Raw genomic sequence first — 17847 nt, 5'->3', positions numbered from 1 at the left:
CGCGTGGACGAGACGGGACGCTCCGCAAGGGACACCGCGCGGCGCTGGCTGCGATACGCGCCGGCGCTGATCTGGGCGACCGGCCTCGCCATGGTGGCCGTGACCACGCCCGCGGTGCGGCCGATGGCGATCGTCTTCGTCGTCGCGGGCCTCACGGTCCATCTTCTCGTGCGCAGCGCGAACCGGACGCTGCCGAAGGGCGCCCAGGGCGCGCGCACGCGGCGCCAGCCGCTCTGGCCGGACGCCAGCGTCAAGAGCGTCGTCGAGGCGGTGCGCGAGCCGGCGCTCGTCGTCGATCGCACGCTGGCGCTGCGCTATGCCAATGCGGGCGCCATGCGCGCCTTCGGGCCGCTCGTGCTCGGCGATCCGATCGCCATGCGGTTTCGCGCCCCCGATCTTCTGGCCGCGCTGGAGCGCGCGGTCGAGAACGACGAGGCCGAGCAGGAGGAGCTGAACGAGCGCCTGCCGACCGACCGGTCCTGGGGCATCGACATCCTGCCGCTGCGTCTTGCGGGCGAGGCGCGTCCGCCGTTCTTCCTGCTGCTCCTGCGCGACCACACGCAGGCGCGGCGGCTGGAGCGCATGCGCACCGACTTCGTCGCCAATGCCAGCCATGAGCTGCGCACGCCGCTCGCCTCGCTCACCGGCTTCATCGAGACGCTGAAGGGGCCGGCGCGCGACGACGCCGCCGCGCGCGCCCGCTTCCTCGACATCATGCAGGATCAGGCGCGGCGCATGTCGCGGCTGATCGACGACCTCCTGTCCCTGTCGCGCATTGAGACGCGCCGACGCCTGCGCGCCAACGAGGCGGCCGACATCGCCGACGTCCTGCGCACCGTCGCCCGGCAGCTCGGGCCTCAGGCCGCCGAGAGCGGCCTGTCGGTCCAGCTCGTCGGGCTCGACGGCGACGGGGTCCTCGTCAACGGCGACCGCGACGAGCTGATCCAGGTCTTCGCCAACCTCATGGAGAACGCCTGCAAGTACGGCAGCGACGGCGGGCGCGTCGAGATCGGCCTGCGGCGCGAGGGGGATGGGGTCGAGGCCTATGTCCGGGACTTCGGCAAGGGCATCAAGGCCGAGCATGTGCCACGCCTCACCGAGCGCTTCTACCGGGTGGAGGAGGGCACCGCCGGCAAGCCCGGCACGGGCCTCGGCCTATCGATCGTCCGGCACGTCCTGACCCGACACCGCACGCGGCTGGCGATCACCTCGGAGCCCGGAAAGGGCGCGACCTTCGCGGTCCGTTTCATCCGCTTTCTCGATGCGTTCGATAAACCCGAGCGATAACATAGACTTGGACTGTCATAAATCGCATATGCTGTTGTCATATAGGAGTTGCGCGGGGTCGATAGACCAAGCGGCGAACCGGCACCGCAGACTCGCAGACGTCGGGCGGTTCGCTTTCGAAACTCCATGACGGAGACAACCTCGTGTTGAACAAGACGCTTGCCGGCCTCGCGCTCGGCGCTGCCTTCGCCCTTTCCAGCCAGGCCTTCGCGCAGTCCGCCGAGCCCGTGCAGGCCGCCGGCTCCTCGACGGTGCTGCCCTATGCGCAGATCGTCGCCGAGAACTTCGGCGAGGTCTATCCCGACTTCCCGACCCCGGTGGTCGAGTCCGGCGGCACGTCGGGCGGCTTCCGCCAGTTCTGCCAGGGCGTCGGCCCGGCGACCGTCGACATCGCCAACGCCTCGCGCCCGATCTCGGATTCCGAGAAGAAGGCCTGCATGGACGGCGGCGTCAACGACATCCAGGAAGTGCGCTTCGGCTACGACGGCATCGTCTTCGCCTCGGCTGCCCAAGGCCCGAGCTTCGCGCTGACCCCGACCGCGGTCTTCAACGCGCTCGCCGCCAAGATCGTCAAGGACGGCAAGGTCGTCGACAACACCAACGCGGCCTGGAACGAGGCCGACGCGTCGCTGCCGAGCCAGCCGATCGCCGCCTTCATCCCGGCCGAGAACCACGGCACGCGTGAAGTCTTCGACCAGAAGGTCCTCGACGCCGGCTGCAAGGCCTCGGGCGCCCTGGAGGCCTTCAAGGCCGCCGGCATGGACGACAAGGCGGCCGCCGCGCAGTGCCATCAGGTCCGCAACGACGGCAAGGCGACGGACATCGCCGGCGACTATACCGAGACGCTGGCCCGCATCGCCGCCAACCCGCAGGGCATGGGCGTGTTCGGCCTCGCCTTCTACGAGCAGAACCAGGACAAGCTGAAGGTCGCGACCGTCGCGGGCGTCACCCCCTCGGTCGCCACCGTCGCCTCGGGCGAATACCCGGTGTCGCGTCCGCTCTTCTTCTACGTCAAGAAGGCGCATATCGGCGTCGTTCCGGGCCTGTCGGAGTTCGTCGACTTCTTCCTGTCCGAGCAGATGATCGGCCCGGACGGCCCGCTCGCCCAGTACGGCCTCGTCCCGGCGCCGGACGCCCAGCGCGAGGAAGCCCGCCAGAAGTTCGCGGCCGGCACCACGATCAGCGGCTGACCGGACTTTCGCGACGCGGCCCTCACCGGGCCGCGTCGTTCTTCTCGGCGGCCCGGATCACCGGGCCGTTTCGTTCGTTCATCCTGTCGGGAGACGCGGGACGGTGTCCATCCTTGCAATCGTTCTGACCGTGCTGGTGCTGGGCACCGTCGGTTTCGTGTTGGCACGCCGACGAAGCGCCATGCTCGCCGCCGCGTCCACCGACAAGCTGCATTCCCGCTCGATCTATCACGGGGTCTACGCCGCCATGGCGACGACGATCCCGGCGCTCCTCCTGCTGGCGATCTGGCTCGCCGTCTCGCCCGTCGTGGTGACGAGCCTCGTCGTCGTGCCGGACGCGACCGCGACCGAGACGAATCTCGCCCCGGCGCTGCGCGCCAGCCTCGTGCGCTCGATCGGGGAGGGCATCCGCCTTCTTCCGCCCGAGGAGCGCGAGAACCTCGAGAACATCAACGTCGCGGACCTTCGCCCGATGCTCGCCCGGCGCGGCATCCCGGTGCCGACCGAGGCGACCGACTCGATGATCCGCCAGGCGCTCGAGCGCAACCGGCTGGAGGACACGAGCCGCCTCGCGATGACGGTTGTCGTCCTGGCGGTCGCGGTCGCCGGCCTCGTCTTCGCGCTGCGCCGCGTCGCCGTGCGCCTTCGCGCCCGCAACCAGGTCGAGCGGGTGGTCAAGTCGTTCCTGGTGCTCTGCTCCTCGATCGCGATCCTGACGACGGTTGGCATCGTCTCGTCGATGCTGTTCGAATCGATCGACTTCTTCAGCCGCGTGCCGCCGTCGAGCTTCTTCTTCGGGACCGTCTGGGAGCCGCGCTTTGCCGCGGCGGGGTCCACCGCGACCGGCCAGTTCGGCCTCATCCCGCTTCTCATCGGCACCCTCTACATCGCCTTCGTCGCGATGCTCTTCGCGGTGCCGGTTGGCCTGTTCGCTGCGATCTACATGGCCGAATACGCCTCCAACCGCGTGCGCTCGGTGGTGAAGCCGCTGCTCGAGGTCCTCGCCGGCATCCCGACCATCGTCTACGGCTTCTTCGCCCTGATCACGGTCGGCCCGTTCCTGCGCGACCTCTCGGCTGATATCAACGGCCTCCTGACGGGCGATTATTCGAGCTTCATCCAGGCCCAGTCGATCCTGACCGCCGGCCTCGTGATGGGTATCATGCTGATCCCCTTCGTGTCGTCCCTGTCGGACGACATCATCACCGCCGTGCCGCGCTCGCTCCGCGACGGCTCGCTCGGCCTCGGCGCGACGCCGTCCGAGACGGTGAAGAAGGTGGTGCTTCCGGCCGCGCTTCCCGGCATCGTCTCGGCGCTTCTCCTCACCGCCTCGCGTGCCATCGGCGAGACCATGATCGTGGTGCTCGCCGCCGGCATCGCCGCCAACATCACCGCCAACCCGTTCGAGGCGATGACGACGGTCACCATCAAGATCGTCTCGCAGCTGACCGGCGATCTCGACTTCACCTCGCCGCAGAGCCTCGTCGCCTTCGCGCTCGGCATCACGCTGTTCGCGATCACCCTCGTCCTCAACGTCATCGCGCTGGCGATCGTGCGCAAGTATCGGGAGCAGTACGACTGATGAGCGACGCGACCTTCCCCACCGGCGGCCGTGCGGTCGCCGACGCCAAGGCGCCGCCGCGCCGCGACATCGGCCTGAAGAAGCGCTACGCGTCCGAGCGTCGCTTCAAGGCCTACGGCATCTCGGCGATCGCGATCGGCATGATCTTCCTCGCGACGCTGCTCTACACCGTGATCAGCCAGGGCTACACGGCCTTCTGGCAGACGCAGATCCGCCTGCCGATCACCTTCTCTCAGAGCGTGATCGACCCGAAGAACACGGGCGGCAAGGACATGCAGGCGCTGCGCCTCGCCAACTATCCGAAGCTCGTCCAGGACGCGCTGGTCCAGCGCCTCGGCATCGACCCGACCAACCGCGCCGACGTCGCGGCCGCGACCCAGCTCGTCTCGCAGGGCGTGCGGACCCAGCTCGGCGGCATCGTGATGTCGGATCTCTCCGTCATCGGCACCACGCAGGACGTCTGGCTCTACGCCAACTCGACCGTGGACTCGGCCGTGAAGGGCCAGTTCGACCTGTCGATCCCCGAGGAGCGCCGTCCGATCAAGGACAAGCAGCTCGAGTGGATCCGCACGCTCGAGCAGTCGGGCGATCTCGAGCAGCGCTTCAACACCGGCCTCTTCACCTTCGGCGCCTCGTCGCGCGCCGAGACGGCGGGCGTCGGCGTCGCCATCATCGGCTCGCTCTACATGATGGCGATCGTGCTGGCGCTCGCGCTGCCGATCGGCGTCGCCGCCTCGATCTATCTCGAGGAGTTCGCGCCGAAGAACCGCTTCACCGACTTCATCGAGGTGAACATCAACAACCTCGCGGCCGTGCCCTCGATCGTCTACGGCCTGCTGGGCCTCGCGATCTTCGTCAACTACATGGGCCTGCCGCGCTCGGCCTCGCTGGTCGGCGGCCTGGTGCTGACACTGATGACGCTGCCGACGATCATCATCGCGACGCGCGCGGCGCTGAAGGCGGTGCCGCCCTCGATCCGCGCGGCGGCCCTCGGTCTCGGCGCCTCGAAGATGCAGATGGTGTTCCACCACGTCCTGCCGCTCGCGATGCCCGGCATCCTCACCGGCACGATCATCGGCCTCGCCCACGCGCTCGGCGAGACCGCGCCGCTCCTCCTGATCGGCATGGTGGCGTTCGTTGCCAACTATCCGGCGACGCCGATGGACCCGGCCACCGCGCTGCCCGTCCAGATCTATATGTGGGCGAACGAGGCCGAGCGCGCCTTCGTCGAGCGCACCTCCGGCGCGATCATCGTGCTGCTCCTTTTCCTGGCCGTGATGAACATCACGGCGATCATTCTTCGCCGCCGCTTCGAGCGGCGCTGGTAGAGGCGACACTCATGATGGAACAGCTTCCGATCAAGGCGGCCGCCCCGGCGGCCGCGGGCAAGGCTCCCGCCGCCAAGATGCGCGGCAAGGGCGTGTCGGTCTTCTACGGCCAGAAGCAGGCGCTCTTCGCCGTCGACCTCGACGTCTACGAGCGGCAGGTGACCGCGCTGATCGGCCCGTCGGGCTGCGGCAAGTCGACCTTCCTGCGCACGCTCAACCGCATGAACGACACGGTCGACGGCGCGCGCGTCGAGGGTCTCGTGGCGCTCGACGGCGAGGACATCTACAACTCGGGCATCGACGTCGTGGAGCTTCGCGCTCGCGTCGGCATGGTGTTCCAGAAGCCGAACCCGTTCCCGAAGTCGATCTTCGAGAACATCTCCTACGGCCCGAAGATCCACGGTCTCGCCAAGTCCAAGACGGACCTCGAGGAGATCGTCGTCACCTCGCTTCGCAAGGCGGGCCTGTTCGAGGAGGTGAAGGACCGGCTGCACGATCCCGGCACGGGCCTGTCGGGCGGCCAGCAGCAGCGCCTGTGCATCGCGCGCGCGATCGCCGTCAGCCCCGAGGTCATCCTCATGGACGAGCCCTGTTCGGCGCTCGATCCGATCGCGACGGCCACGGTCGAGGAACTGATCGACGAGCTGCGCCAGAACTACACGATCGTCATCGTCACGCACTCGATGCAGCAGGCGGCCCGCGTCTCGCAGCGCACCGCCATGTTCCACCTGGGCAAGATCGTCGAGGTCGGCCCGACCGAGAAGATGTTCCAGAACCCGGACGACAAGCGGACGCAGGACTACATCACCGGCCGCTTCGGCTGACCGGACCGAGGCACAACCGGGCGGCGGCCCCAATCCATGAAGGGAGATGCGTCATGGAACACCACATCGTCACATCCTACGACGAGGAACTGAAGTTCATCCTGCGCCGCATCTCCGAGATGGGCGGCCAGGCGGAGCGCATGGTGGAGCAGGCCGTGTCGGCGCTGATCCGCTCGGATGCCGGGCTCGCCCAGTCGGTGGTCGCCGACGACGTGCTTCTCGACGCGGCCCAGCGCGAGATCGACGAGCACGCGATCATGACCATCGGCAAGCGCCAGCCGATGGCCCACGACCTGCGCGAGATCGTCGGCGCGATCCGCATCTCGAACGATCTGGAGCGCATCGGCGATCTCGGCAAGAACATCGCCAAGCGCGTCCTCGCCACGCAGGAGCACACCCAGCCGGTGCAGCTCGTGCGCGGCATCGAGCACATGTCGGAACTGGCACTCGGCCAGCTGAAGGAGGTGCTCGACGCCTATGCGACGCGCGACCATCTGCGCGCCGAGGCGATCCGCCGGGGCGACCAAGAGATCGACGCACTCTACACCTCGATCTTCCGCGAGCTCCTGACCTACATGATGGAAGACCCACGCAACATCACCGCCTGCACGCACCTCCTATTTTCGGCCAAGAACATCGAGCGCATCGGCGACCACGCGACCAACATCGCGGAGACGATCTTCTACATCAAGACCGGCAGCCAGATGGAGATCGAGCGCCCGAAGGGCGACTCGACGCCGACCCTGGTCGCACCGGTCGGCCTGCGGGGCGCCTGACCATGGCGCCGCGCATCACGGTGGTGGAGGACGAGGAGGCTCTGTCGATCCTCCTGCGCTACAACCTGGAGGCCGAGGGCTACGCTGTCGATACAATCGCGCGCGGCGACGAGGCGGACCTGCGCCTCAAGGAGCAGGTGCCCGACCTTCTCCTCCTCGACTGGATGCTGCCGGGCCTGTCGGGCGTCGAGCTCTGCCGGCGTCTGCGCGCGCGGCCCGAGACCGAGCGGCTGCCGATCATCATGCTGACGGCGCGGGGCGAGGAGTCCGAGCGCGTGCGCGGCCTGTCGACCGGCGCCGACGACTATGTCGTGAAGCCGTTCTCGACGCCCGAACTCATGGCCCGCGTGCGTGCCATGCTGCGCCGGGTTAAGCCGGAGCGGATCTCCTCGCAGCTCGTCGCCGGCGATATCGACCTCGACCGCGAGACGCACCGCGTGCGACGGGCAGGCCGCGAGCTGAAGCTCGGGCCGACGGAGTTCAAGCTTTTGGAATTCCTGATGCAGTCGCCGGGCCGGGTGTTCTCGCGCGAGCAGCTGCTCGACGGCGTCTGGGGCCGCGACATCTACGTCGACGAGCGCACGGTGGACGTCCATGTCGGGCGCCTGCGGAAGGCCGTGAACCGCGGCCGCCAGCGCGATCCGATCCGCACCGTCCGCGGCGCGGGCTACGCACTGGACGAGACGTTCACGGCCGCCGCGCCGCGCGCATCGAGCGTTCGCCCGGAAGCCGTCTGACGGCTTGAGGATTTCAATCAGGCGGGGCGGCCTGTGTCCGGCCGTCCCGCAACCGTGCCGTCAGGCCGCGTCACCCTTCAGGAAGGGCTCGACCGTTCCCTTCAGCTTCAGGAGGATCGGCTTGCCCTTGCGGTCGCGCGCCGTGCCGGCCGCGACCTTGATCCAGCCCTCGCTGACGCAATACTCCTCGACATTGGTCTTCTCGGAGCCGTTGAAGCGGATACCGATGCCCTGCGACAGAAGTTCCTCGTTGTGGAACGGGCTGTCGGGATCGATGGCGAGGCGGTCGGGGAGGGTGTCTTGGGTCATGGGCGCCCCCATAGCGCAAGCGCCCGGCCCATGCCAGTCCGCGGCCATGAATGTCTCAAGGCTTCCCTGAAAACGAAAAGGCCCCGCGCGATGGCGGGGCCCTTTTCGTGGACGGCGAACCCGTCAGCGGACGCGGCGGCGCTCCGAGACCGGCTGGAACGCGATGCGCGCGTGGTACTGGCAGTAGGGCGAGGCGTCCGGCGCGTTGTTGCCGCAGAAGCGGAACTCGTCCGACAGCGGGTCGCCGAGCGGCCACTTGCAGGTGCGGTCCGACAGCTGGACGAGCGTCAGGTTGCGAGAGATCGGCACCACCTCGCCGGGACCGTGGGGCACCGCAGCGCGGCCGACGATCTCCTCCTGCTCCTCCGGCTCGACCTCGATCTTCAGCGCGGTCGCGCCGAGCGTCGCGGGCCGGACGGGGCGCGGAGCCGCGGCGACGGCCGGCGTGATCACGGCGACCGTCGGGGCCTGCACCGGCAGGACGCGCGGCGCCGGCACCTCGTCCGGCATCGTCTCGACGAGAACCGGCCGGACGGCGCGTGGGGCGACCACCGCCTCGAGCGGCGCGGAGGCCTTGAGGCGGCTGTCGAGCTTCAGGCGATGGACCTTGCCGATCACGGCGTTGCGGGTGACGCCGCCCAGTTGCGCGGCGATCTGGCTGGCGCTCAGGCCATCGCCCCACAGTTGCTTGAGAAGATCGATCCGCTCGTCGGTCCAGCTCATGAACTGACTCCTAACTCTTGACCCATGCGACGCGCCACCGATCCACGCAGCATGACAGAGGACGATCCTCGAACCACCAGATCTGGTAGACAGCCGATCTCGTCGCACGAAATATGGTGTCCAGACCCAACTTAACGCGCGGCGGGGCGCTGTGGCAAGGTGCGCACAGTGTTGCACGAATCGCTTTTGCGGTTTTTCAACAGGTCAGTGCATCGGGCGGAGCGTTCGAAACGGCCGCAAATCCGGGGTTTCGATTGACAATCCCGCGTTGCGACATGGTATAGCGGGCCGCTGCCACGGGCCCGTTCGACGGGCCTCGTCCACCGTGAGGGCGGCACGGCGGCCAGCCCCCAAGCGGGCCGCCATGTGCCGTCGCCCAGAACCCGTTCCGGGAAAACCGAAGAAGTCAGCCCCATGTCCGAGCACGACAACCCGCTTTTCGCCACCTTCGCCCGTGCGGACCTGCGCGTCGAGCGAGGTGAGGGCGTGTGGCTCGTGACCGAGGACGGCCGGCGGTTCCTCGACTTCACCGGCGGCATCGCGGTCAATTCGCTGGGCCATGCCCACCCGCATCTCGTGGCGGCCTTGAGCGATCAGGCTGCGCGCCTCTGGCACGTCTCGAACCTCTTCCAGATCCCGGGGCAGGAGCGGCTCGCCGCGCGTCTCGTCGAGGCGTCGTTCGCCGACAAGGTGTTCTTCACCAATTCGGGCGCCGAGGCGCTGGAATGCGCGATCAAGACCGCGCGGCGCTACCAGTACGTCTCGGGGCATCCCGAGCGCTTCCGCATCGTGACCTTCGAGGGCGCCTTCCACGGCCGGACGCTCGCGACCATCGCGGCCGGCGGCCAGAAGAAGTATCTCGAGGGCTTCGGCCCGAAGGTCGAGGGCTTCGACCAGGTGGCCTTCGGCGACATCGAGCTGGTGCGCGCCGCGGTCGGGCCGGAGACGGCCGGCATCCTGATCGAGCCGATCCAGGGCGAGGGCGGCGTGCGCGCCGCACCGCCCGAGTTCCTGCGCCAGCTTCGCGCACTCTGCGACGAGCACGGCCTGATGCTGATCTTCGACGAGGTGCAGACCGGCGTCGGGCGCACCGGCCGCTTCTTCGCCTACGAGAACGCAGGCGTCGAGCCCGACATCCTGGCCTCGGCCAAGGGCATCGGCGGCGGCTTCCCGCTCGGCGCGTGCCTCGCCACGGCGGAGGCGGCCAAGGGCATGACCGCCGGCACCCACGGCACCACGTTCGGCGGCAACCCGCTCGGCATGGCGGTCGGCAATGCCGTGCTCGACGTCGTCCTCGCCGACGGCTTCCTCGACGAGGTGCGCCACACCGCGCTTCTCTTCAAGCAGAGCCTCGCCTCGCTGAAGGACCGCTTCCCCGACATCGTCGAGGAGGTGCGCGGCGAGGGCCTCCTCATCGGCCTCAAGCCTCGCGTGCCGAACGGCCAGTTCGTCGAGACGCTGCGTCGCCACCAGATGCTGGCCGCGCCCGCCGGTGACAACGTGGTGCGCTTCCTGCCGCCGCTGGTCGTCAGCGCGGACGAGGTGCGCGAGGCGATGAACCGGATCGAGGCGGCTTGCGCCGAACTCTCCGTCGGCTCCAGCGAAAGCTCCGCGGCATGAGCGCCCTGACCCAGCAGCCCCGGCACTTCCTCGACCTGTCGGCCATGTCGGCCGGTGACCTGCGCGCCATCCTCGACGATGCGGGCGAACGCAAGGCGCTCGGCCGCACCGGGCCGAAGCCGCTCGACGGGCGGGTGCTCGCTATGATCTTCGAGAAGCCCTCGACGCGCACCCGCGTGTCGTTCGACGTCGCCATGCGCCAGCTCGGCGGCGAGACGCTGTTCCTGTCGGGCTCTGAAATGCAGCTCGGCCGCGCCGAGACGATCGCCGACACGGCGCGCGTCCTGTCGCGCTACGTCGATGCGATCATGATCCGCACCACCGAGCACGCGCGTCTTCTGGAGATGGCCGAGGCGGCGACCGTGCCGGTCATCAACGCCTTGACCGACGACACGCACCCTTGCCAGATCATGGCCGACCTCCTCACCTTCGAGGAGCATCGCGGGCCGGTGAAGGGCCGGACCTTCGCCTGGACCGGCGACGGCAACAACGTCCTCAATTCGCTGATCGAGGCGGCGGGTGCCTTCGACTTCTCGCTGCGCATCGCCACCCCTGAGGGCTCCGACCCCGACCCGCGCTATGTCGAGCGCGCGCGCGCCGCCGGCACGCGCCTGCACCTCACGCGCGACGCCGAGGAGGCCGTGTCGGGCGCGGACTGCGTCGTCACCGACACCTGGGTGTCGATGGGCCGCGAGGCCGAGGCGCGGGGACACAACGTCTTCATGCCCTATCAGGTGAACGCGGCACTGATGAGCCGCGCCAACCCGCAGGCGCTGTTCATGCACTGCCTGCCCGCCCACCGCGGCGAGGAGGTGACCGACGAGGTGATCGACGGGCCGCAGTCGGTGGTGTTCGACGAGGCAGAGAACCGCCTCCACGCCCAGAAGTCGATCTTGGCCTGGGCCTTCGGCGAGGTGGCCGCGCATGGCTGACCACAGCCCGGAACTCGGCGAATTCGGCTTTGCCGGCGACGATGCGGTGGTGCCGTTCGCGGTCGAGGCGCTCGACGCGCGCGGACGCGCGGTGCAGCTCGGCTCGATGGTCGATACGATCCTCGCGCGCCACGACTATCCCGAGCCGGCCGCCCGGCTTCTGGCCGAGATGATCGTCCTCACCGTCCTTCTCGGCACCTCGCTGAAGTTCGACGGCAAGTTCATCGCGCAGACGCAGACCGACGGGCCCGTCGATCTCCTCGTGGTCGACTTCACCATGCCGTCGAGCGTGCGGGCCTATGCGCGCTTCGACGCCGATCGCCTCGCGCAGGCGATCGAGGCGAAGCGCGTCGAATCGGCCGAGCTTCTCGGCAACGGCGTTCTCGCCCTGACGATCGACCAGGGTGCGCACATGCAGCGCTACCAAGGCATCGTGGAACTCTCCGGCGCCTCGCTCGAGGCTGTGGCGGAAACCTATTTCCGCCAGTCCGAGCAGATCCCGACCACGGTGCGCCTGGCGGTCGCGCGCATCGCGCGCCGGCAGGACGGCGGCGGCTTCTCGCAAGGCTGGCGCGCCGGCGGCCTGATCGCACAGTTCCTGCCCGAGGCGCCCGAGCGCATGCGCATGGCGGACCTGCCGGGCGGCGACGCCCCGGAGGGCGCCGAAGTCGAAGCTTACGCCGAGGACGATGCCTGGACCGAGGTGCAGGCGCTTGTCGGAACCGTCGAGCCGTCGGAACTCGCCGATCCCGACGTCGGGGTCGAGCGTCTCCTGTTCCGCCTGTTCCACGAGCGGGGCGTGCGCGTCTTCCCGGCGACGCCGGTGCGCGACGACTGCTCCTGCAACCGCGAGAAGATCCGCGGCGTGCTGCAGGGCTTCTCGGCCGACGATCTCGCCCACAGCACGCAAGATGGCCGAATCCAGGTGACGTGCGAGTTCTGCGGCGAAGCCTACGAGTTCTCGCCCGACGAGTTCGAGCCGCAGACCTGACGGGGGCGGTGTAAGCCGCCCGCCGCCGCTCTCGGTTCGGAACGCAGTCGTCCGTGAAGCGAATGTCGGCGCGCCGCGTCTGAACGCCGGTTGTCGCGACGAAGCCGCTGTTCCATTCTCGCGGTCGCTGCCGCCACTCGAGGACGGCCCTGCATGCACGCCGAAGCCTTCCGTCGCGGTCCGATCCGCATCACCGCCTATGACTGGGTGCCCCGGTTCGCCGAGGGGCATGTGCGCGACCTGCGGCTGCGCTGGGCGCTCGAGGAGGCCGGATTGCCCTACGAGGTCGACCTCGTGGCGCAGGGGGCGCAGCGCGAGCCCGCCAATCTCCAGCGTCAGCCCTTCGGACAGGTGCCCGCCATGACGGTCGGCGGGCAGACGCTCTTCGAAACGGGCGCCTGCGTCTGGCGCATCGCGGAGACGAGCGACGCGCTTCTGCCGGCGGGTGAGGCGGAGCGCGATGCGTGTCTTGCAAGGACCTTCGCCGCGCTCGACACGATCGAGAAGCCGATCGCCATGCTGGCCATGCTTCGGTTCTTCACGAAGGACAAGGCGGCCGCGGCCGCCGTCGAGCCCGACGTGTCGGCGGCGCGCCGTTTCTGGTCGGGGATCGCTTCACGATCGCCGACCTGATGATGGCCGCCGTGCTGCGGGACGCGGCAGAGGGCGAACTCCAGCCGTTCCCGTCGCTCATCGCCTATGTCGCCCGGCACGAGGCGCGTCCGGCGTTTCAAACGGCCCTCGAAGCCCAACTCGTGCCGTTCCGCAAGAATGCGGCACGCTACCGCCGTCCACGCGCCGACGCCGGCGGCCCGGTGGGCTGACCGGCACCTTCACAAACAGGCGGCACTGGCATACAAGTATGCCAGTATGGTTCTGTCTGTCGCGATCTCCTTCGATGTCTGATGCACCGTCCACGTCTGGTCGAGGAGGCTCGGCCCCCTTGCGCCCGGCCCGTCGCGTCACGTCGGCGACGCAGGTGTTCGAGACCCTGCGGGCGGACATCGTGGCGGCTCGACTTCCGCCGGGCACGCCGCTCGCCGACCGTGGGCTAGTCGAACGGTTCGGCGTCAGCCGGACGCCGGTGCGCGAAGCCCTCACCCGTCTGTCGGAAATCGGCCTCGTCGATGTGCGGCCACAGGCCGGGACCTTCGTCTCCCGCGTACCCGTCGCGGCGATCCCGGAGGCGGTGCTGATCCGCAAGGCGCTGGAAGGCGTGACTGTCGAGAAGGCCGCCGAACGGGCCGAGGTGGGTGGTCTCGGGTCGCTGGAGCGTCTCGTTCGGCGTCAGAAGGTCTGCGCGGCGGCGGGGGACAACGACGGATTCCACGAGGCCGACGAGGCGTTTCACGCGGCCATCGCCGATCTCGCCGGTCATCCCGGCATCTGGGCGCTGGTGACGCAGGCCAAGGACCAACTCGACCGCGCCCGCCGCCTGACGCTGCCGATCCTCGGCCGGGCCGAGCAGGTGATCGTCGAGCACGAGGCGATCCTCGCCCGGATCGCCGCGAACGACGCCACAGGGGCACGAAACGCGATGGAAGGGCATCTCGGCGCCGTCATCCCGGACGTCGCCGAGATCCGCACCCGCCATCCCGACTATTTCATTTGAGGACTGCCGGCATCCGCGCCGGACGAGGGGGAGTACGATGCGTCAGGGATGGAGATGGTTCGGGCCGAAGGCCAGCGTGACGCTGGACGAGGTCCGGCAGGTGGGGGCGACCGATGTCGTCTCGGCGCTGCACGAGATGCCGATCGGCGAGGTCTGGACGCGCGAGGCGGTCGAGGCCCGGCGCGACATGATCGAGACGACGCCGCCCGGCCGCACGCCGCTCGCCTGGTCGGTGGTGGAGAGTATCCCGATCCCGGATGCCGTGAAGCGCACCGGAGGCACGGCCAGACCCGAGATCGAGGCCTGGATCGCCAGCCTCGAGAGCGTCGCGAAGGCCGGCATCGGCATCGTCTGCTACAACTTCATGCCGGTGGTGGACTGGTGCCGCACCGACCTCGACTTCGTGACCGACACCGGCGCGACGGCGATGCGCTTCGACTTCGAGACCTTTGCCGCCTTCGAACTGCATATCCTCCAGCGGCAGGGGGCCGAGCGCGATTACACGCCGGAGGAGCAGGCCCGGGCCCGTACGCGCTTCGAGGCAATGGGGGAGGGCGAGGTCGCCGATCTCACGCGCAACATCGCGAGCGCGCTGCCGGGCTCGACCACCGAGCCCATGACCATTCCGGCGTTTCGCGACAAGCTCGACCAGTACCGCGACGTCGACGCCGCGCGCCTGCGCCGGCACCTCGTCGACTTTCTGCAGGCGGTGACGCCCGCGGCGGAAGCATTCGGTGTGAAGCTCACGCTGCACCCCGACGATCCGCCGCGCCCGCTCTTCGGCTTGCCGCGCGTCGCCTCGACGGGGGACGACTATGCCGCGCTCTTCGACGCCGTGCCGTCCGGCGCCAACGGCATGTGTTTCTGCACGGGGAGCCTCGGGGTGCGGGCCGACAACGACCTGCCGGCGATCGCCCGCCGCTTCGCACCGCGCATCCACTTCGCGCATCTACGCGCCACCAAGCGCGAGACGGATCCGCGCACGTTCCACGAGTCGGCCCATCTCGAGGGCGACGTCGACATGGTCGCCGTCCTCAAGGAGCTCGTCGCCGAGGACCGGCGTCGCGACAAGGGCGCGACCATCGTCTTCCGGTCCGACCACGGGCACCGTATGCTCGACGACCTCCACAAGGACGTGACGCCGGGCTACCCCGCGACGGGGCGCATGCGGGGTCTCGCCGAGCTGCGCGGCATCCTCCACGCTCTCGGTCATCCGCCGGAACGCGCGGCCGTCTGACGCCGGTTGTGCTCGGCCCCCTCCCGCCTCTACACGTCTTTCGATCGATGCGAGGAGCGGGACGGGCATGACGGAAGTGGCGGAGCGGCTGGCGGACATCCTCGGACCCAGGGGGTGGACGCCCGCGGCCGAGGCGGGACCCTGGCAGCGGGACTGGCTGGATCGCTATGGTGCGCCGCCGCTCGGCGTCGCGCGCCCCGCCTCCACCGCCGAGGTCTCGGCCGTCCTCGCGGCGGCGCAGGCCGCCGGGGTTCCCGTCGTGCCGCAAGGGGGCAATACGGGCCTATGCGGCGGCGCGGTGCTGGGCAGCCCCGGCGGCGTCATCCTGTCGCTCGCGCGCATGAACGCCTGCGGCACGCCCGATGCGGCCTCGGGTTCGATCGAGGTCGAGGCGGGGCTGGTGCTTCAGACGCTGCACGATCGCCTCGACGGATCCGGTCTGATGTTTCCGATGCATCTCGGCGCCGAGGGCAGCGCGCAGCTGGGCGGCCTGATCGGCACCAATGCCGGCGGCAGCCACGCCTTCCGCTTCGGCATGATGCAGGACCTCGTGCTCGGCCTCGAAGTGGTGCTGGCCGACGGCACGGTCTGGAACGGCATGCGCGCGGTTCAGAAGGACAATGCGGGCTACCAGCTTCGCCGCCTCTTCTGCGGCTCGGAAGGCACGCTCGGCGTCGTCACCCGCGCCGTCCTCAAGCTGCATCCCGCGCCCCGCCAGCGCTCGACCGCGCTTCTCGTCCTGCCGGACGAGGCGGCAGCCGTCGCCTTCGGCACACGGCTTCGCGCCGAGGCGGGCGAGGTGCTGACGGGGCTCGAGTTCTTCTGCGAACTCGGCCTCGACCTCGCGTTGCGCCACGTGACCTCGCTCGCCTATCCCCTTGAGACGCGCGGCGGCTGCTATCTTCTCGTCGAGATCGCCAGCGCCTCGGAGCGGATGCCGCTGGAGGACATCCTCACCGCGACGCTCGAATGGGGCATGGAGGAGGGTCTCGTGCTCGACGGGGCCATCGCCGCCTCGGAGGCGCAGCGCGGCGCCTTCTGGCGGCTGCGCGAGGAGCAGCCGGAGGGCCAGCGGCTCGAGGGCGCGCAGCTCAAGCACGACGTCGCCGTGCCGCCCGGCCGGATCGCCGAGTTCGTCGCAGCGGCCGGCGCGCGGTGCGAGACGATCCTTCCCGGCGTGCGGATCAACCCGTTCGGGCATCTGGCCGACGGCAACATCCACTACAACCTGTCGCCGCCGGCAGGGGCCGGCGATTTCGGCGCGAAGGCGCAGGAGCTCGGGCTCGCCGTCGCGGGGCTGGCGACCGAGATGGGCGGCAGTTTTGCCGCCGAGCATGGGCTCGGGCAGGCCAAGATCGCGCTCGCCGACGCGCTTCGCTCGCCCGTCGAGCGCCAGCTCATGCGCTCGATCCGCCGGGCGCTCGACCCGGCGGCGATCCTCAACCCTTCAGCCGTGGTGCCGGCGCGCGACTAGTCGAGCGCGGCGGCGACCGCGTCGAAGAAGACCAGCGGGTCCACCGGTTCCTTGCCGGTGGGCTTCGGCTGCGCGCCGAAGGTGACGATGACGACGTTGCGCTTCGGGTTGATGTAGATGTTCTGGCCCTGGATCCCGATCGCGGCGAACGCCCCGTCGGCGATCGACGGCTCGGTCCAGCCGGTCCACCACATGTAGCCGTAGTCGAGCTTCGAGCCGTCCTTCAGCGTCGTCGGCCCGGCCGCCGCCTTCACCCAGCCGTCGGGCAGGATGGAGGCGCCGCCGATCACCCCGTTCTCCAGGAAGAACTGGCCGAAGCGCGCGAAGTCGCGCAAGGTGGCAGACAGGCCGGAGCCGCCGATCTCGTGACCGTCGGGCGAATCCAGCCACCAGTTGGCGTCGACCTCCATGCCGTAGGGCACCCAGATCTTCTCGGAGAGGTAGTCGGCGAGCGGCTTGCCGACCGCGCCGCGCACGATCTCGCCGAGCACCTGCGTCTCGCCGGTCGAGTAGGTGTTGACCGTGCCGGGTTCGGCGGCGCGCGGCAGGCTCGCCATCAGCTTCATCGCCGAGCCCGGCTCCTGCGAGATCTGCGCCTTTAGAAGGGCACGCCGGTCGGAGGCGGGGTCGGTGTAGGTCTCGTTCCAGCGCACGCCCGAGCTCATCATCAGGATGTCGCGCAAGGTGACACCCTCGTAGGCGCTGCCCTTCAGCGCCTCGACATACTGGGTGACGGGCGCGTCGAGGCCCGAGAGCTTGCCCTCCTTGATCGCGATCGCGGCGAGCGTCGAGGTGATCGACTTGGCGACCGACATCGACATCCAGCGCGTCTCCGGCGTGTTGCCGCGCTGGTAGGTCTCGAAGGCGACCTTGCCGTCCTTCAGGACGATCATCGCGGTGAAGCTGTCGAGCGCCAGGACGTCGTAGAGGTCGTAGGTCTCCTCGCCCGAGCGGAAGCTGACCTCGCCGAGCGGCTTCTCCGCAGGGGGAAGCTCGCGCACCGTGCCGCCGGCCCGGATCGTGCGCGTGGGGAAGAGGCGGTCGATGTTGCGGAAGGTGGAGACCGCCTCGTCCGGCAGGAGCTTGCCGTCGTAGATCTGCGAGACCGTCCCGATGCGCTCGCCCCCGTGCGGATTGTCGGCAGCTCGCGCCGGCAGCGCCGCCACCAGGGCCGAGACCGCGGCCAAGGCGAGGCCCGTCGTTGCAAATCGTTTCGTCATGAATG

18 protein-coding genes are annotated in these 17847 nt (G+C 69.3%); 15 read left to right on the top strand and 3 right to left on the bottom strand.

The annotated features are described in order from the left end of the window. Positions 1–3 precede the first annotated feature (3 nt). The 7 genes from QZ753_RS00735 to phoB all read left to right on the top strand — a co-directional run bounded on the left by QZ753_RS00735 (position 4) and on the right by phoB (position 7724). A complete protein-coding gene (locus QZ753_RS00735; RefSeq protein ID WP_294640295.1) occupies positions 4–1287 on the top strand; it encodes an ATP-binding protein in 1284 nt (427 codons plus the stop codon). Between the two features lie 146 nt (positions 1288–1433). Next, positions 1434–2477: a substrate-binding domain-containing protein gene (locus QZ753_RS00730; RefSeq protein ID WP_294640322.1), complete on the top strand. Its 1044-nt coding sequence runs from the start codon at positions 1434–1436 to the stop codon at positions 2475–2477. Between the two features lie 103 nt (positions 2478–2580). After that, on the top strand, positions 2581–4059 hold the full coding sequence (pstC, locus tag QZ753_RS00725) for a phosphate ABC transporter permease subunit PstC (protein ID WP_294640292.1): 1479 nt from the start codon (positions 2581–2583) through the stop codon (positions 4057–4059). Beyond that, positions 4059–5387 carry a phosphate ABC transporter permease PstA gene (gene pstA, locus QZ753_RS00720; RefSeq protein ID WP_294640290.1) on the top strand — a complete coding sequence of 443 codons (1329 nt, stop codon included), beginning with the start codon at positions 4059–4061 and terminating at the stop codon, positions 5385–5387. The genes pstC and pstA overlap by 1 nt, the downstream gene beginning before the upstream one ends. Before the next feature lie 14 nt (positions 5388–5401). After that, the gene (pstB, locus tag QZ753_RS00715; protein ID WP_294640320.1) at positions 5402–6211 is read left to right on the top strand and encodes a phosphate ABC transporter ATP-binding protein PstB; all 810 of its coding nucleotides are present in this window, start codon (positions 5402–5404) and stop codon (positions 6209–6211) included. A 53-nt stretch (positions 6212–6264) separates the two neighbouring features. Beyond that, entirely contained in the window at positions 6265–6987 is a 723-nt protein-coding gene (gene phoU / locus QZ753_RS00710) for a phosphate signaling complex protein PhoU (protein WP_090961730.1), read from the top strand. 2 nt (positions 6988–6989) lie between these two features. Next, positions 6990–7724 (top strand): phosphate regulon transcriptional regulator PhoB, encoded by a 735-nt coding sequence (gene phoB / locus QZ753_RS00705; RefSeq protein ID WP_090961727.1) that lies wholly within the window; start codon positions 6990–6992, stop codon positions 7722–7724. Between the two features lie 60 nt (positions 7725–7784). On the opposite strand, the gene QZ753_RS00700 is transcribed toward phoB, so the two are convergent. Both QZ753_RS00700 and QZ753_RS00695 read right to left on the bottom strand, forming a co-directional pair. Beyond that, positions 7785–8033, bottom strand: coding sequence for a DUF3297 family protein (locus tag QZ753_RS00700; protein ID WP_090961724.1), 249 nt, complete (start codon positions 8031–8033; stop codon positions 7785–7787). A gap of 123 nt (positions 8034–8156) precedes the next feature. Beyond that, on the bottom strand, positions 8157–8756 hold the full coding sequence (locus QZ753_RS00695) for a GcrA family cell cycle regulator (RefSeq protein WP_294640285.1): 600 nt from the start codon (positions 8754–8756) through the stop codon (positions 8157–8159). 414 nt (positions 8757–9170) lie between these two features. Here QZ753_RS00695 and QZ753_RS00690 point away from each other — a divergent pair, with 414 nt between their 5' ends. The 8 genes from QZ753_RS00690 to QZ753_RS00655 all read left to right on the top strand — a co-directional run bounded on the left by QZ753_RS00690 (position 9171) and on the right by QZ753_RS00655 (position 16622). Continuing rightward, complete coding sequence (locus QZ753_RS00690) at positions 9171–10376, top strand: aspartate aminotransferase family protein (RefSeq protein WP_294640284.1); 1206 nt, start codon at positions 9171–9173, stop codon at positions 10374–10376. Further along, positions 10373–11308 (top strand): ornithine carbamoyltransferase, encoded by a 936-nt coding sequence (gene argF / locus QZ753_RS00685; protein ID WP_294640282.1) that lies wholly within the window; start codon positions 10373–10375, stop codon positions 11306–11308. Before QZ753_RS00690 ends, argF begins: the two co-directional genes overlap by 4 nt. After that, positions 11301–12299: an Hsp33 family molecular chaperone gene (locus QZ753_RS00680; protein WP_294640281.1), complete on the top strand. Its 999-nt coding sequence runs from the start codon at positions 11301–11303 to the stop codon at positions 12297–12299. Before argF ends, QZ753_RS00680 begins: the two co-directional genes overlap by 8 nt. A gap of 153 nt (positions 12300–12452) precedes the next feature. Then, a complete protein-coding gene (locus QZ753_RS00675; protein ID WP_294640279.1) occupies positions 12453–12932 on the top strand; it encodes a glutathione S-transferase N-terminal domain-containing protein in 480 nt (159 codons plus the stop codon). Then, complete coding sequence (locus QZ753_RS00670) at positions 12932–13123, top strand: hypothetical protein (protein WP_294640277.1); 192 nt, start codon at positions 12932–12934, stop codon at positions 13121–13123. Before QZ753_RS00675 ends, QZ753_RS00670 begins: the two co-directional genes overlap by 1 nt. 74 nt (positions 13124–13197) lie before the next feature. Next, on the top strand, positions 13198–13911 hold the full coding sequence (locus QZ753_RS00665) for a GntR family transcriptional regulator (protein WP_294640275.1): 714 nt from the start codon (positions 13198–13200) through the stop codon (positions 13909–13911). Positions 13912–13948: 37 nt separating this feature from the next. Further along, on the top strand, positions 13949–15148 hold the full coding sequence (uxuA, locus tag QZ753_RS00660) for a mannonate dehydratase (protein ID WP_294640273.1): 1200 nt from the start codon (positions 13949–13951) through the stop codon (positions 15146–15148). Positions 15149–15215: 67 nt separating this feature from the next. After that, a complete protein-coding gene (locus QZ753_RS00655; RefSeq protein ID WP_294640271.1) occupies positions 15216–16622 on the top strand; it encodes an FAD-binding oxidoreductase in 1407 nt (468 codons plus the stop codon). Here QZ753_RS00655 and QZ753_RS00650 read toward each other — a convergent pair. Then, the coding region (locus tag QZ753_RS00650; RefSeq protein WP_367171476.1) for a serine hydrolase domain-containing protein at positions 16619–17847 on the bottom strand (1229 nt) is incomplete at its 5' end. The genes QZ753_RS00655 and QZ753_RS00650 overlap by 4 nt on opposite strands.

Source organism: uncultured Aureimonas sp., assembly GCF_913775355.1.
GTDB lineage: Bacteria > Pseudomonadota > Alphaproteobacteria > Rhizobiales > Rhizobiaceae > Aureimonas.
This window is presented reverse-complemented; position numbering and strand designations above follow the sequence as displayed.

What these genes read in the sequence shown, in the direction of transcription:
- QZ753_RS00670 (WP_294640277.1), top strand. Translation starts at nt 12,932, where the DNA reads ATGATGGCCGCCGTGCTGCGGGACGCGGCAGAGGGCGAACTCCAGCCG.
- QZ753_RS00695 (WP_294640285.1), bottom strand. Translation starts at nt 8,756, where the DNA reads ATGAGCTGGACCGACGAGCGGATCGATCTTCTCAAGCAACTGTGGGGC.
- phoU (WP_090961730.1), top strand. Translation starts at nt 6,265, where the DNA reads ATGGAACACCACATCGTCACATCCTACGACGAGGAACTGAAGTTCATC.
- phoB (WP_090961727.1), top strand. Translation starts at nt 6,990, where the DNA reads ATGGCGCCGCGCATCACGGTGGTGGAGGACGAGGAGGCTCTGTCGATC.
- pstA (WP_294640290.1), top strand. Translation starts at nt 4,059, where the DNA reads ATGAGCGACGCGACCTTCCCCACCGGCGGCCGTGCGGTCGCCGACGCC.
- QZ753_RS00655 (WP_294640271.1), top strand. Translation starts at nt 15,216, where the DNA reads ATGACGGAAGTGGCGGAGCGGCTGGCGGACATCCTCGGACCCAGGGGG.
- QZ753_RS00700 (WP_090961724.1), bottom strand. Translation starts at nt 8,033, where the DNA reads ATGACCCAAGACACCCTCCCCGACCGCCTCGCCATCGATCCCGACAGC.
- argF (WP_294640282.1), top strand. Translation starts at nt 10,373, where the DNA reads ATGAGCGCCCTGACCCAGCAGCCCCGGCACTTCCTCGACCTGTCGGCC.
- QZ753_RS00675 (WP_294640279.1), top strand. Translation starts at nt 12,453, where the DNA reads ATGCACGCCGAAGCCTTCCGTCGCGGTCCGATCCGCATCACCGCCTAT.
- QZ753_RS00680 (WP_294640281.1), top strand. Translation starts at nt 11,301, where the DNA reads ATGGCTGACCACAGCCCGGAACTCGGCGAATTCGGCTTTGCCGGCGAC.
- QZ753_RS00665 (WP_294640275.1), top strand. Translation starts at nt 13,198, where the DNA reads ATGTCTGATGCACCGTCCACGTCTGGTCGAGGAGGCTCGGCCCCCTTG.
- QZ753_RS00690 (WP_294640284.1), top strand. Translation starts at nt 9,171, where the DNA reads ATGTCCGAGCACGACAACCCGCTTTTCGCCACCTTCGCCCGTGCGGAC.
- pstB (WP_294640320.1), top strand. Translation starts at nt 5,402, where the DNA reads ATGGAACAGCTTCCGATCAAGGCGGCCGCCCCGGCGGCCGCGGGCAAG.
- uxuA (WP_294640273.1), top strand. Translation starts at nt 13,949, where the DNA reads ATGCGTCAGGGATGGAGATGGTTCGGGCCGAAGGCCAGCGTGACGCTG.